This window comes from uncultured Fibrobacter sp. (assembly GCF_900316465.1).
Lineage (GTDB): Bacteria > Fibrobacterota > Fibrobacteria > Fibrobacterales > Fibrobacteraceae > Fibrobacter.
On sequence record NZ_ONDD01000015.1, the window covers coordinates 35,409 to 48,954 of the forward strand.

A 13,546-nucleotide genomic window follows, 5' to 3' on the forward strand; every position below is an offset into this window, starting at 1 on the left:
AAGTTGCGTTACGGGTGCCAGAATTTATTTGTATGAATAAACGAATATTACTATATGTCCTTCTATTAGTCGGTTTGTCGCTTGCCTTTGAGCGTCCTAAGCTGGACCTTTCGGGAATGATCATGGTTCACGCTTATGCCGACTGGAATACTGATGAATCGAACGTCGTGCATCGTTATGAATCTATGCTAGACTTGGATTTCGATGTCCGTTTTAACGATCGTTGGTCTGCATGGCTCGAAATTGAGGCTATGGGAATGGCGATGGATGGAATGGAGGATATGGAAGGCATGGATATGGGCGATGATGCGACCATGGATCCTGTGCACCCGACTGTTGTTTTTAACGGAGCTTATGTTCAATATGCGCCTTCTGAACACCTGGCTTTTCGTATTGGCGATTTAAATTATTTTGAAGGTCTATTCAAAAATTATTATGATTTTGGCGACCCTCGGGACGATGCGGCGGGCATAAGGCAAAAGTCTATTCGCGGCGTTGAATTCTTGTGGAATGGCTTGCAACTCAATGTCGGCTTTGGCAGCGGAAGTAACGACCAAAGTTGCTATTACCACTATATGTTCGGCGAATACATGGGAATGGATTGCAAAGAAGGACTCACGTACGAAATTCATGCCGCTTACGATCTTGAAATTGCAGGCCAGGTATTTCGCCCTTATGCCGATTACAAAAGCTATCAGCGAAAGGATTTTAATGAACTTTATGCTGGGCTAGATATTTCGCTTTCGTCGGAACATTTTGCCTTGCATGGATTATACGGCTTTCATTCGGTCTTCTTGGCTAGCGATGATGCGGTATCGAATCATGTATTCTTGGCTGAACCGTCGTTTGAATTTTCGAGATTTTGCATCATAGGTTCTCTGTTCTATGCGGTTATCGATGACCCGGAACGTACATTCTTGGAAATGACAACTCGTCCGGAATACTTTTTTGTAGCGGTAGAACCGAGCGTGGCCTTGCTGGAATCCTTAAGTATCGGTATCCCTCTTGAATACCATACGAATACTTTAGACAAAGATGAAGATTTGCAATCGTGGCGCGTCGGTGGACGGTTCTACTTTAATGTTCCCGGTTACAAAATAAATATTATCTCGATGGTTCTTGCCGACATCCCTGACGATAAAGATTGGCCGTCCGAAGGCAATAAAAACGATCCTTCTCTGATATTCGGCGTCGAAGTTATGTTCGATTTCTAGGGGGGGCTGTGAAAAAAATACTTTTATTATGTGCTTTATTAAGTTCTTTTGCTGCGGCTCGATTTGACTGTTGCGCCCGTAAGCATGCAACCCTCAAAAAAGAAGTGACGGCAGTGACCGTGACGGTGGGCGTCGTAAACGCAGAAGATGAATCAACGCTGAAAAAAGTGTCGGCTTCGCTTTCTAGCGAAGGAATCCAACTCCAGGTAAAAAAGTTGGGCGACCAGGGCAAGGCATCCGAAGCGCTTTCAAACGGGCTTGTCGATGCCCTGTATACAGGTAGCCTCCATGCTCGCCCTGATACCGAAAAGAAAGAAGTCCTTTCAGCCTTAAAAAAGAAACTTGAAAGTGTTGCTCGATAGAAACTTGCATAAATTGTAAAAATTTCTATATTTGTCGCCCAATATGGTCGACGCGATACTCAATAAGTTCTACAGACCGTCTAAATTCAAGAAAAACGGCGATGTGAAGGATGTGCTCGTGGTGGCACTTCCCATGCTCATGTCGATGTCTTTCGACACGATCATGACTTTTATCGATCGCCTGTTCCTTTCGAAGCTTGGCCCAGCCGAAATGAATGCGGCGCTTGGGGCGGGGGCGGTGCAGCTTGCGCTCACCATGTTCTTTACCGGTGCCATCAGTTACACGACCGCTATGGTGGCGCAGCGTCTGGGTGGCAAAAAGCGCTGGGATTGCGCCCGCGTGTTTATGCAGGCGGTGTACCTGTCGCTTGTTTCGGTGCCGCTTTTGTACCTCACGATTCCGCTGGGTCATGTAGCATTTGGAATGGAACACTTGCCGGCAGATCAGCTGCAGTATCAAAAGACCTACTTTAACATCCTGATGTTCGGCGGCATCATTAACTTGGTGCGCAATGCGGCTCCGTGTTTTTTTAGCGGTATCGGTGAAACCAAGATTGTCATGAAGGCAGCCTTTGTCGGCATGATTGTGAATGTCATTTGCAACTTCTTCTTGATTTACGGCTTTGGCCCGATTCCTGCTTTAGGTGTCGCGGGCGCTGCTTACGGTACCTTGATCGGGAACCTGGTTTCGACAGTGATTTTGTTTGCGAAATTCTTCGGTAAAAATTGCCATAACCGATTCCGTACCCGTTATGCGTTTGCGTTTAGCTGGCCCCTGACCAAGGAACTCTTGCAAAAAGGAATTCCCTCCGGTGTCGAAATGTGCCTGAACATGGCGGCGTTCCAGCTCCTGATTCTCATGTTCCATGCGCTTGGGCCCGAATCGGCAACGGCGTCTTCGGTCATGTTCAACTGGGACATGGTGGCCTACGTTCCGCTGATGGGCCTTGAAGTGGCGTCTACGAGCCTCGTGGGGCGTTACGTGGGGGCCCGTGACGGTGCCGCGGCATCGCGTTCGACTTATTCCGGCCTTAAACTCGGCTGGGGATATTCCTTGCTGATGGGCATTTTCTTTATCTTCTTGCCGGGCATACTGACGGATATCTTTAAGCCCGATGCGGCTGAAGCTTCTGCCGAGGCGCTTGCCATTTTCGCAGCAGCTAGACCCATGAGCATATTCATGTTGCGGATTGCGACCTTCTACATTTTTGTGGAAGTCCTGCTGGTGATTTATGCGGGTGCGCTTCGCGGTGCGGGCGATACCGTATGGGTCATGTTCGCGTGTGCCATTATGAACTGGTGCGTGGCGGGCGCCTTGTACGTGGCTGCCTATATTTTCCACTTGCCGGCTCAATACGCTTGGATTACGGTTGTTGCCGTGTACAGTACGGCTCCGCTTATTTTCTGGATTCGCTGGAAGAGCGGTAAATGGCGTAAGCACGTGATGGATAAAGACCGCCTGGCAGCCTAGCTTTTATTCGTCCAGAGAAATCTCGACGATTTCCATAATTTCTTGACAGTATTCCAGCTGCTTCGAAAGAATCTTGACCGCGTTGATTTTTGTGTTGGTCCGCGGGCTAGGTGTGACAGCGGAATTCGAACCAGCAAGTTCCTTGGTAAAGAATCGGGCCAGGTTCCAGAATAAAAGCGCGAATTGACGCTTGCCCTGCTCGCGGCCTTCAAAAAGGCACTTGGCGTAATGGCGGTAAATCAAGTAGGTGAGCAGTCGCGCACTTTCGTTTTCGGTAAAGAACCCTTGGTCTACAATCGGTTCGCCAGACTCAATTCGGGCCTTGATGCGCGAAAGGGCGGCGTCCCAATCCGGGCCGTAGCTTTCGAGCTTCGCCAAAAGTTCGAACATGGCGTTCGTGCTTTCAAAAGGCGCAAACGGACTCTCGTCTGTGTAGCCGAAGACTTTGTAAAGCTTCTCGGCGAAAGGTGTATCTTGGTCGGCGAGGGCTTCGAACATCCATTCGCGTTCGCCAAGAACCTGGTCGCGGATATCAAGGTCGTCGTCATCCAATTCATCTTCGGGCTCGTCGCATTCTTCGCTAGTAAATGCCAGCGGGCCTTCGCCTTCAAGCAGCAAGCGCGCGGCTTCTTCGCAGCAAAGCCCGAGCCCCCGCTCCATTATATCGCCGTAGACCTCGACAAATCGCGGATGCTCGGTGCAAATATCGCAAAGCGCGTCTTCGCCCAGATTCTGATAGACTTCGCAAAGATTGTCCTTGTCTAAAAACGGGCAGCGATCGTGGGGGAGTAATTTAAAATGCCCGTCCTCGATGTTTGCGCGGAGCCTGTCGCCGAAAACGCCCGATACCTTCCGGTAAACTTCTTGCGTTGCCTCGTCAATATCGATTTCCCAGCTAACGCAACAAGTGTCCGTGCACCGCGAGGCGATACACTTGAACTGGTCATAAAAATCGGGCTTTCGAAGAATCATTTAGTTTGACTTGTTGTCAGAAAGCAAACCGAAAACTTCGCCCTTTACAAGCCAGCTGATACCGAAGAAAGTGAGCGCAATGGCTTCGGCTATGAAAACCTTGGCGGGAATAATACCTTCAAGCGGCAGGGGTACCATAATCAAGCCACAAAGCATGCCGACGCCGCAAAGCCTGAAAATAATGTTCTTGATTTTCTTCTGTTTTGTGAGTTCTTGGTTTTTATCGTTCCCGTCTTTAGTGAACAGGAACAAACTGTTAAATGCCAATAGAAGAAAGAATATGACTGCAGCCGTGCAGTGAATCTTGTTTGATACCGCAGCCGTCAATTGGAAAAAGCCGACTAGAGTTTCGTCTTTTACCATGGGGCAATTGCAGGGGAACAAGACAATCATGATTCCGAATACACCGGATATGGAAGTGATAACATGGTCAAGTAAACTGTAGCCTTTGTAGCTCATCAAGACGACTGCCGCTGTCGTTAATACTCCGGCCAAGGCGGGCGTCACGTAATAGGTTTCCGAAATCGACAACTCTGTCCAAAAATCAGACGGTATAATTTGGGGCTGGGCTTTTGATACGATAAATGCTCCGAGCATTGCAATCCAAGGAAGCGTCATTCCCAAGACGCCGGCAAAAACACGGATTCGCTTTAGCCAAATCTTGTTTGCCTTTTTGGTGGCGTTCTGTTCGGCGCTAAGTACTTTTTGGTTGTTTTCGCTCATATAATTCTCCTTTAAGCACCCCATAATATAGCTTAATCGCAAAAAAATGACTTTTTTGTAAAAATGAAAATATATTTAGATGGTGAACTTGTCAAAAAAGGAGGCCAACAGTGAAATTAGCATTGAAAATAGCGTCGCTCGTTGTTCTCCTGTTTGCAACGGTTGTTGCAACGGCTCTAGTCATCAAGAAACTGGCGTCCGAATCCGAAGGTCCCCAGATTACAAGCTCGTATATAGAACATCAAATTAGCGAGATTTCTGAACTTGCGACCCTCCATCACCATTACCGGAAAAATGCGAACTACCAAGATGCCAAGGTCCTCTTGAAGTACATGCCCGATTGGCGAATCAACAAGTCTATCAAGGAACTCATGTTGATATACGAGGGCGATGTCAAACTGGGCTACGACTTGAAAGATATCAGCATCAACGTGGATCCTTTGACAAAGACAATCCTCATTTACCTGCCTGAACCTAAAATCTTGAGCCATAGCATTGACTTCGAAAGTATCCAGATTTTTTTGGAAAAGAAGGGCTGGTTTAACGATATCAAGTTTGAAGATTTTAAACAGTTCTTTATTGCTGAACAAAAAAAGTATGAACAAGAAAACGGCTACGAGCTGAAACGCTTAGCTCGAGAGCACGCTAAAAAGATTATTCTGCTTTATCTCGGTTCTGCCATCAAACTGACGGATTCCCCCGAGAATTACAAGAAGTCGTTCATCGAAGGTTGGATTCACCCCGATGACGGCTACAAAATCAGAATGGAATAATTATTCCACGTATTTCTTGATCAGTCGAATCATCAGGTCGGCGAGCTTTTCTATGTCGTGATCGCCAACGGATGCTTCAAGATGGGAATAGCCGATGCCGCTGTCGTCAGTGAGGAAGACGTAGGTGCCGCCCGTGATAATGTCGAAGAATCGTAACATGGATTCCGTATCTTTGTCAATACCGCTTGCCGCTACGGGAATAAGCTTGATTCCATTCTTGGCGTAGAGGTTTATTGATTTTTGAAGACTTTCGATAACGTCGTCCTGGTGATGCGCGGGGGCGTCAAGAATCAAGAAGGCTATGCGGGCGCGAGCGGATTCGTTCCAAGAAAAATTCTGTAACGAGGCTTCGAGTGCGGTATGCACGGCTTCGGGGAAGTCTCCGCCACCACTTGCATACTGTTCTGCGATGTATGCCTGGGTGTTAGCGACGTCGGTGGAAAAGTCCTTGCCCTGGATGAGGTATTCATCGTCCTCGTCGCGGTAGAATAGAACTGCCGTACGCAATGCAACCTTGGTGTCCGAGTGGGCGTGGTCTATGATATAGCTTAGGTCCGATTGGAGAAAGCGGATTTCGTCGCCCATAGAACCAGTGGCGTCAACGATAAAGGCGACGTCAGCTTTGGCGTCGGCTTGCTTGGCGTCGCTGGTGATGACGTTTACATCAAGCGAATCGTTGGCTCTGGAGGTGAGTTTGACGGGGTCTTCGGATACTTTGCCGTTGACCTTCAAAGCGAAATCTTCGGATTTGATTGCATCTTCGGTTGCTCCGTTGAATAATTTTACCCAGCAGTAGGCGAGGCCGGTATTGTCGGTCTTGGTGGCGAATTCCACCTTGTCGTTAATAAGAAGTTCTACCGAAACGTTGGCAAGGCCGTTGCCGTTTTCGTCAACCACTTTTACGGCCGCGAGGGTTGTCGGATAAAATTTCCAGTAGCCGGTTTTATCGGAAAATTCGCCCTTCAGAATATCTGTCCAATCGCTCCAGTTGTCCAGATCGTTCCATTCGGAGGCCGTGAGTAGACCGTAAGTTCTGCCGTTATATTCGTCAATAACTCCGCCGGGGGCGTAGTCTACAGGAACGTATTCATCCGGTACCATGACGGAAGTCGGTTCTGCGGTTGCAGAGACGGCGTCAACCATGCGAACGACGCCATCGTATGATTCGGTAATACCATATTCGTAGGTGGAAGGATTGCCTTTGGTTTCGAAGGTGGCTCCGTTTTCGGTTTCAATGTTTTGGCTTCCGGCAATCTTGCCGTCGTCCTTGCCAGCGTCGCTAGCGCTTAGGCTGTTGCTGTCGTCACTGCAGGCCGCACACAACAAGCTGAGCGCAAATCCTGCGGTTAAAAAGATTTTGGATTTCATAGGACCCCTCTTGTCGTAAAAAGATAACCTAGTCTCGTGGCGAGACCCTTACGAAAACAAAAATAGTTCTTTTTTTAGTAAAGGGAATACCCAAAAAAGAACATGCAAAAACGCATGCTAAACATCACGACTTATTGCGAAAACGGGTTAAATCCTCGAAACAATCGCCTTTAGAACGATTCGTGGCTTTCCCAAATCTCGGCTTCAGTCTGGCAAATATCCTTGTCGGAACCAACTGCTTCGCCGGTCATCATGAAAAGGGCGTCTTCTACGATAGCGGCAAGGACGCAACGCTGGTATTCGCCGTTCACGGTCCTGATGGTGCCGTATTTCTTTTCGCTGTTGAAGGCGGGACCGCTGACTTTACCGTTTTTCATCTTTTCTTGCCTAGTTGCCCAGAAGTTATGATCCCATTGCAGGTAGAACTTGATGAACTTCTCTTCGGGGGCGTTTTTGTTTACGGTGAATGTTGCGTCACGGTAAAGGTCTTCGATGCGCATGCCCCTGAACTGGATGTGCTCCGGTTCCTTGGTGCACATGAAAAAGGCGAGGTTCTTTTCTAGCGAAAAGTATGAGGTTTGAATATCCCAGTCACCATCAAAACTTACAGTAATGGGCTTTGGTACGGGTGTGCTTAGGGTGCGGCTAGAAACTTTTGTGTATAGCCCGTTGAATGCGGAAAATCCTTTAGTCGTAACAGTCGGTTCTACGCGGCTGGGGGCACAACTTGCAAGCAATAGGGCGAAAGGCAATAATAAAAGTTTTTTCATAATTTATCTTTAATAATAGGAAAATTTTGCAGGCTAGAACCTGCGCACCACAAGGATTTCGAAGGCTGACACGTATTTTTGCTCCAGATGTTCGCCAAACGCAATGGCGGAGTATCCGCATTTAAGAACGATGTTCCATGCCCATTTTTCCCCGATGTAGCCCAAAGCGGTCTTTATGTCCGATTCGGGCAATAGCAGGTTGCCGTCGTCAATGCGTTCGCGGCCGTATGCGATACCGACAATGCCCCAGAGGTTCCAGAAATACCCGTTGCTGAAAACGAAGGTGTAGGTGTACCCGACGTCACCCCAGATGGAGGTGATGTCTCGCTTGTCGTTTTCGTAGCCGAGAACCCCGTCGTTGTCTTCGGCAATGTTTCGTTGCAGGCGCCCGCCGATAATCAAACTCCCGGCAGATTTCTTTTGACGCCTGTCCAAAAAGTAGGCGCTCCTGGGGGCGAAAATTTCTTTTGCGGTCGCCATCCAGAGCATCGAAAAATACATGTCCGCAAACCAGAGGTCTATGAATTCCTGCTCCTTTTCGCCGTCGCGTTCGACTTCCGTGGTAAAGCCGCTGTAAAAGCGGAGCTTTGCCGCAAGCCACCAGTTTCCCGGGAAAAAGTCAAGTCCCGTCTCGAAAGCCTGGGTGTCCGATTTTTCTTTTGAAGTGGTAAAAGGGAGGCTGTACTTGAAATCGGCGGACACGTCCCACGAAATTCCGAATGTGGTAAACAGACTGTCGTAACCGACGCCGATGCCCACATCGACCGGGCGGTTCGAATTGAGCATCGAGTTGTTGTAGGCGGAATTCCAGATGGCCACGAAATTGTAATCGCACAAGAAACGCAGCGAGAACCGTTCACGGAACTTGGAAACCGAGGGCTCGTCGCTGTCTTGCGATTCGGCAAAGGCAAACCCTGCGAACACCAGGGCAAACAGGAATATTTTCAGGACGCACTTCATCGGGGTTTTGAAAAGATAATAACAAAAAGAACCCCTATAAAATTTTACAGGTACTTCGCTTCGGGAGTATCCTTCAGGATTTCTTTCACGGAAAGAATATAAAAATGCCCAGCAGAACCCTCAAAACCATTTTTACGTATTTCATACATTTAATATAGGTTAAAAAGGGCGGAAAGTCAAAAAATTTTTTTGCCGCGAAGGAATGCTTAAAAGTTAATGTTAAATTGAAATTTCGATTTCAAACAGTTGGTTCGCAAGCCCGACCGTTGGTTCGAAATCGGCAATCTTCTTGAACCCGTATTTTTCGTATAGGCCGTGGTGCTCGCTTTTGAGATAAACTTTTTTGTAGCCGAGCCTTTGGGCGTAATCAAGCGCTGCGTCAATTAAGCTTTTGGATAGCCGCTCTCCCCGGAATTTTTCGCTAACGTAAACGAGGTTAATAAAGGGGCTGCAATTGAATTTTGGAGGAATGTTCCCGTTCTCCTCGAGAACGCAAAAGCCGACAGCATCTTCACCGTGTACAGCAATGAAAATTTTTTCCCAGTCTAGAAAATCGTTTTTTGACATTCGCTCGGCTAAACGACGCCCCGGCAGCCATGGGCAATCATTCGCGAAAGCGTGCGTCTTTTCCCACCATGGTTCATCTTTGTTGATCGCGATTATCATTGCTTGCCTCGGCTTTTAAAGAATCCCTGTAGGACTTAACTAAACAAGATAAACCTCTTTTAGGACAATATACCACTTTTTCAAAGGTATAGTTTTACCTCAGCTCATAAAGAGCCCTTATAAGTTTTTACGGGTACTTCGCTCCGGGAATATCCTTCAAAACTTCTTTCCAGAAATCGCGGAATTCCTTTTCGGTGACGGTGCCGCCTGCAGAGAGTAGGCGGTAGTGTTCGCCCTGCCAATGGTATTCGACAGGCGCTGCGTCAAAGCCGTTGCGCAAGTAAAATTCGCGCCGACGGTTCCGGCGTTCAAGTTCCTCGTCGTCCTTGGAATCTTCTTCGACTTCGATATCGACGACAATGCGCGTGTCGGGGTGCTGCTTGCGGATGGCCTGCAAAATTTGCGAGCCGTACCCGCGGCTGCGCAGTTCTGGCATAACCGCAAAATAGACGATGTTCGTAATGTCTCCGTGCGAAATGGAATTTGAAAACCCGCAGAACGTATCTCCATCGAAAAACGCCCAAAATTCCCGCTTGATTTTGTTGTCGAGTAAATGCTTTATGGGAATTCGTTCGTTCGCCGGGAACGCCGATTCATACAGCGCCTTGACCTGCGAAAACCACGGAGATTTCTTTGTGACTTCGAAAAACTGGAGCATCGGCAGAAAGAATAGGATAATGCGGTTTGTGCGTCAACTTGGGGCGCGCGCTTCGGTGTGTTTTAGTGTATATTTACCAACATGAAATCGTTTGAAGATAAAGTGGTCGTGGTGACGGGCGGGGCGCACGGGATTGGCGCTACCGTCGTGAGTGAATTCGAGAAAGAGGGCGCGAAGGTTGCGTACATCGACATTCGCGAGAATCCCTGCTTTGTGGGGGACCTTTCCAAGAAGGAAGTCCTCGAAAAATTTGCAAACTTCGTCATCGAGAAGTACGGGCACGTGGATGTGCTCGTGAATAACGCGCTCCCGCTGATGAAGGGCATAGACGAGTGCAGTTACGAAGAATTCAGCTACGCGCTGGCCGTGGGCGTGACTGCTCCTTTTTACCTCGCGAAACTTTTCGCACTGCATTTCGGGTCGGGCGCAAGCATCATAAACATTTCTTCGAGTCGCGACCGAATGAGTCAACCGCAAACGGAAAGCTATACGGCGGCAAAGGGCGGGATTGCAGCCCTCACGCATGCGCTGGCCGTGAGTTTTGCTGGTCGCGTGCGCGTGAATTCGATTTCGCCGGGCTGGATCGATACGGATTTCAAGGTCTACGAAGGCCCCGACGCCACTCAGCAGCCCGCGGGCCGTGTCGGGAACCCGCTCGACATCACGAACATGGTGCTTTACCTTGCCAGCGACAAGGCCGGCTTCATTACCGGCGAAAACATTTGCATCGACGGCGGCATGACCCGCCAGATGATTTACCACAACGATTGTGGCTGGAAATTGGAAGTGTAAAGTAGCCCTTTCAGGACAAGTTGGTTAGGAAAGATTATATTTCCGCAGGATAAAACAGGCCGTTGTGGCGAAGGAGAATTTGTGAAAAAGATTGACCGTGTCATCCTGAGCGAAGCAACAAAGTTGCGTAGTCGAAGGATCTCTACTTATTTATTCATTTCTGTATTGTTGGCGCTCTTGGTAGCTTGTGGCGACGACAACAGCAGCAATTCTGCGTCTAATTCCGACGAGGAATCTTCTTCGTCTGTTTGCAAGAACTGTGACGATTCTAGCAGTTCGAAGGCGAAGTCCAGTAGTTCTTCTGCGAAATCGTCTAGTTCAGAGAAGAAACCTTGCGTTGTGGGCAAAGACAAGAATTGCTTTGAGGATGAACGTGACGGTCAGACATATAGGACTGTCAAGATCGGTACGCAGATTTGGATGGCCGAAAATCTGAACTTCAAGGTAGGAAACAGTGCCTGCTACGACGACGAAAAAAGTAACTGCACCAAATATGGAAGGCTTTACACTTGGGGCGCTGCAATAGACAGTGTCGGAAAATACGGCGAGAATGCCAAGGGCTGTGGCAATGGCGAACATTGCACCCCGATACCCCCTGTGCGCGGAATTTGTCCTGAAGGTTGGCATTTGCCCGATACGACGGAATGGAGAGTTCTGATTGATGTGGCTGGTGGCGAAGATGATGCCGGCAAGGCGCTCAAGTCCAAGAGTGGCTGGAAAAATGACGGCAACGGCACAGATGAATTCGGATTCTCGGCACTCCCTGTCGGAGGCCGGTTCGGCGGTAGTTTCGATGGCGACTATTTCGATGAAGGCCTCCGCGCTGATTTCTGGACATCCTCTTATTCGTACCGCGTCTTGGGCGGGGCAATCGATATGGGTCTAATGGATAACTCCGATGGAGTATTCATGGACGTTATCAGTTCCCGCGTCGGCAGCAGCGACCGCGGATATTCCATCCGCTGTCTTAGTGACGAGTCTACGATTCCCGAGCCAAAGTCATCTAGCAGTGAATCTTCGTCATCAAGTTTGATGCAGGAAAGAGAGCCATGTGATGTTGAAACGGATGAAAATTGCATTAAAGACGAACGTGACGGACATACATATAGGACTGTCAAAATTGGTGAGCAGACGTGGATGGCAGAGAACTTGAATTATGCATACACTGGTGTTCCCTATAAATTTGAGGTACTCGGTAAGGCCTACACTTCCGATTCCATTAGCTGGTGCTATAACGATTCTGCTGAATACTGCGCCAGATATGGTCGCTTTTACACTTGGTCTGCCGTGATGGACAGTGCGGGAACTACGAAAGGCTGCCGAGGCGGCTATATGGCAACTTGTTCGAAGAAATACCCATTTCGCAGTGTATGTCCCGAGGGCTGGCACCTGCCTGAAAAAGAAGAATGGGGCACTCTGGTCGCATCTGTTGGGGGCGAAAAGATTGCTGGAAAAAAACTCAAATCCACATACGGCTGGGAAAATGACGGAAACGGCACGGATGAATTCGGATTCTCGGCGTTTCCTGCTGGTCAAAGGAGCGTCTATGGTTTATTCAACTTTATGGGTGAAAAGATTTGTTTTTGGAGTGCAAGCGATGGCGGCGGTAGTCTTGACGCCTATTGCTTGCTCTTGGTCAGTGAAGGTTATGCTGATGAAGCGAACTTAACCCCAGGAGACAAGAGTATTGGTCGCCCCGTCCGTTGCGTAAAGGACTAGTAAGGCATGAAAAATCTTGTTATTTATGTGCATGGGAAGGGCGGAAACGTTGACGAGACTTTACATTATAAGAGCTTGTTCTCTGATGCTGATGTTCTTGGTTTTGATTACAAGGCCGAAACCCCGTGGGATGCCCAAAAGGAATTTCCGGTATATTTTGATTCTGTTGCGGTGGGCTACGATGATGTGACCCTTATTGCAAATAGCATCGGGGCTTTCTTTTCGATGAATGCGCTAGGCGATAAGCCTATCAAACAGGCATACTTTATTTCGCCGATGGTCAACTTGGAAAAGTTGATTTGCGATATGATGATGTGGGCGGGAGTCTCCGAAGAGGAACTCCGCGAAAAGAAAACCGTGCCGACGAATTTCGGCGAAACGCTTTCGTGGGAATACCTGTGTTACGTGCGTGAAAATCCGCTTGTGTGGCCCATCCCAACAAAGATTCTGTACGGCTCGAATGACAATTTGACCTCGCTAGAAACGATGCGCGAATTCGCCCAGAAAATCGGAGCCCCCTTGACCGTAATGGACGGCGGCGAACACTGGTTCCACACCACCGAACAGATGTCCTTTTTGGACAAGTGGATTCTAAAGTAAAATTTGTTGACGGTTATTAAATAATAACCTATATTAAATTATACCGAAGATATTTGAAAGGGGGGGGCTTTATGAATGAAATTACGGAAAAAGATGTAAAAAGGCTTTGGGTTGAGAAAGACGCTGTTTGTGTCGAACTGAAAGACGGCCGAATCGGGCGTGAACTCATCCGAGATTACGAACCGCTGCGGAAGGCTACGCGAAAGCAGTTGGAGAACTGCCGCGTAGATTGCGATGGCGTGTGGTTTGACGATCTGGACGAGGGCCTGGAACTTTCGGGATTCTTTTCGCCGAAAAAGACAAATCCCATTGGCCGCATATTTTGGTTGTTTCCCGAACTAAACGCCTCGGCGTTTGCCCGTCGATTGGGGATTCCCCAGCCCCTGTTCGCCGCATACGTAAACGGAACGAAGAAACCTTCTTCGGCAAGGAAAAAACTCATTGACGAGGAACTCCGCCGCATCGGCAAGGAATTGCTGAAAACTGTGGATTAGCAGA

15 protein-coding genes are annotated in these 13,546 nt (G+C 48.4%); 8 read left to right on the forward strand and 7 right to left on the reverse strand.

Annotated elements, in window-relative coordinates; all coding sequences use genetic code 11:
- The first annotated feature begins 74 nt into the window (after positions 1-74).
- Genes QZN53_RS07525 through QZN53_RS07535 form a run of 3 tightly spaced genes read left to right on the forward strand, consistent with a single transcriptional unit; the run spans position 75 to position 3,047 of the window.
- Complete coding sequence (locus tag QZN53_RS07525) at positions 75-1,214, forward strand: hypothetical protein (protein WP_294652280.1); 1,140 nt, start codon at positions 75-77, stop codon at positions 1,212-1,214.
- An 8-nt stretch (positions 1,215-1,222) separates the two neighbouring features.
- Positions 1,223-1,576, forward strand: a complete 354-nt coding sequence (locus QZN53_RS07530; RefSeq protein ID WP_163438411.1) for a MetQ/NlpA family ABC transporter substrate-binding protein — start codon at positions 1,223-1,225, stop codon at positions 1,574-1,576.
- A gap of 43 nt (positions 1,577-1,619) precedes the next feature.
- Positions 1,620-3,047, forward strand: coding sequence for an MATE family efflux transporter (locus tag QZN53_RS07535; RefSeq protein WP_163438412.1), 1,428 nt, complete (start codon positions 1,620-1,622; stop codon positions 3,045-3,047).
- Positions 3,048-3,050: 3 nt separating this feature from the next.
- On the opposite strand, the gene fliB is transcribed toward QZN53_RS07535, so the two are convergent.
- Positions 3,051-4,019 (reverse strand): flagellin lysine-N-methylase, encoded by a 969-nt coding sequence (gene fliB, locus QZN53_RS07540; RefSeq protein WP_163438413.1) that lies wholly within the window; start codon positions 4,017-4,019, stop codon positions 3,051-3,053.
- Positions 4,020-4,742 (reverse strand): hypothetical protein, encoded by a 723-nt coding sequence (locus QZN53_RS07545; RefSeq protein ID WP_163438414.1) that lies wholly within the window; start codon positions 4,740-4,742, stop codon positions 4,020-4,022.
- Between the two features lie 110 nt (positions 4,743-4,852).
- Here QZN53_RS07545 and QZN53_RS07550 point away from each other — a divergent pair, with 110 nt between their 5' ends.
- Positions 4,853-5,515, forward strand: coding sequence for a DUF4230 domain-containing protein (locus QZN53_RS07550; RefSeq protein WP_163438415.1), 663 nt, complete (start codon positions 4,853-4,855; stop codon positions 5,513-5,515).
- Here the strand turns inward: QZN53_RS07550 and QZN53_RS07555 are convergent, their stop codons facing one another.
- From QZN53_RS07555 to QZN53_RS07575, 5 genes are all read right to left on the reverse strand, one after another.
- A complete protein-coding gene (locus QZN53_RS07555; RefSeq protein ID WP_163438416.1) occupies positions 5,516-6,883 on the reverse strand; it encodes a vWA domain-containing protein in 1,368 nt (455 codons plus the stop codon).
- 170 nt (positions 6,884-7,053) lie between these two features.
- Positions 7,054-7,653, reverse strand: a complete 600-nt coding sequence (locus QZN53_RS07560) for a hypothetical protein (protein ID WP_163438417.1) — start codon at positions 7,651-7,653, stop codon at positions 7,054-7,056.
- Positions 7,654-7,686: 33 nt separating this feature from the next.
- The gene (locus QZN53_RS07565; protein WP_163438418.1) at positions 7,687-8,613 is read right to left on the reverse strand and encodes a DUF4421 family protein; all 927 of its coding nucleotides are present in this window, start codon (positions 8,611-8,613) and stop codon (positions 7,687-7,689) included.
- A gap of 219 nt (positions 8,614-8,832) precedes the next feature.
- Positions 8,833-9,279 carry a GNAT family N-acetyltransferase gene (locus QZN53_RS07570; RefSeq protein ID WP_163438419.1) on the reverse strand — a complete coding sequence of 149 codons (447 nt, stop codon included), beginning with the start codon at positions 9,277-9,279 and terminating at the stop codon, positions 8,833-8,835.
- Between the two features lie 127 nt (positions 9,280-9,406).
- The gene (locus QZN53_RS07575; protein ID WP_163438420.1) at positions 9,407-9,937 is read right to left on the reverse strand and encodes a GNAT family N-acetyltransferase; all 531 of its coding nucleotides are present in this window, start codon (positions 9,935-9,937) and stop codon (positions 9,407-9,409) included.
- A gap of 81 nt (positions 9,938-10,018) precedes the next feature.
- Between QZN53_RS07575 and QZN53_RS07580 the strand changes: the two genes are divergently transcribed.
- The 4 genes from QZN53_RS07580 to QZN53_RS07595 all read left to right on the forward strand — a co-directional run bounded on the left by QZN53_RS07580 (position 10,019) and on the right by QZN53_RS07595 (position 13,542).
- Positions 10,019-10,729 (forward strand): SDR family oxidoreductase, encoded by a 711-nt coding sequence (locus QZN53_RS07580; protein ID WP_163438421.1) that lies wholly within the window; start codon positions 10,019-10,021, stop codon positions 10,727-10,729.
- Between the two features lie 81 nt (positions 10,730-10,810).
- Complete coding sequence (locus tag QZN53_RS07585) at positions 10,811-12,448, forward strand: fibrobacter succinogenes major paralogous domain-containing protein (RefSeq protein ID WP_163438422.1); 1,638 nt, start codon at positions 10,811-10,813, stop codon at positions 12,446-12,448.
- A 6-nt stretch (positions 12,449-12,454) separates the two neighbouring features.
- Positions 12,455-13,048, forward strand: coding sequence for an alpha/beta hydrolase (locus QZN53_RS07590; RefSeq protein WP_163438423.1), 594 nt, complete (start codon positions 12,455-12,457; stop codon positions 13,046-13,048).
- A gap of 71 nt (positions 13,049-13,119) precedes the next feature.
- Entirely contained in the window at positions 13,120-13,542 is a 423-nt protein-coding gene (locus QZN53_RS07595) for a DUF2442 domain-containing protein (protein ID WP_163438424.1), read from the forward strand.
- The last annotated feature ends 4 nt before the right edge of the window (positions 13,543-13,546 follow it).

Coding starts and splice junctions, on each gene's coding strand:
- QZN53_RS07565 (WP_163438418.1), bottom strand. CDS start 8,613: ATGAAGTGCGTCCTGAAAATATTCCTGTTTGCCCTGGTGTTCGCAGGG.
- QZN53_RS07535 (WP_163438412.1), top strand. CDS start 1,620: ATGGTCGACGCGATACTCAATAAGTTCTACAGACCGTCTAAATTCAAG.
- QZN53_RS07570 (WP_163438419.1), bottom strand. CDS start 9,279: ATGATAATCGCGATCAACAAAGATGAACCATGGTGGGAAAAGACGCAC.
- QZN53_RS07595 (WP_163438424.1), top strand. CDS start 13,120: ATGAATGAAATTACGGAAAAAGATGTAAAAAGGCTTTGGGTTGAGAAA.
- QZN53_RS07580 (WP_163438421.1), top strand. CDS start 10,019: ATGAAATCGTTTGAAGATAAAGTGGTCGTGGTGACGGGCGGGGCGCAC.
- QZN53_RS07575 (WP_163438420.1), bottom strand. CDS start 9,937: ATGCTCCAGTTTTTCGAAGTCACAAAGAAATCTCCGTGGTTTTCGCAG.
- QZN53_RS07560 (WP_163438417.1), bottom strand. CDS start 7,653: ATGAAAAAACTTTTATTATTGCCTTTCGCCCTATTGCTTGCAAGTTGT.
- QZN53_RS07590 (WP_163438423.1), top strand. CDS start 12,455: ATGAAAAATCTTGTTATTTATGTGCATGGGAAGGGCGGAAACGTTGAC.
- QZN53_RS07545 (WP_163438414.1), bottom strand. CDS start 4,742: ATGAGCGAAAACAACCAAAAAGTACTTAGCGCCGAACAGAACGCCACC.
- fliB (WP_163438413.1), bottom strand. CDS start 4,019: ATGATTCTTCGAAAGCCCGATTTTTATGACCAGTTCAAGTGTATCGCC.
- QZN53_RS07555 (WP_163438416.1), bottom strand. CDS start 6,883: ATGAAATCCAAAATCTTTTTAACCGCAGGATTTGCGCTCAGCTTGTTG.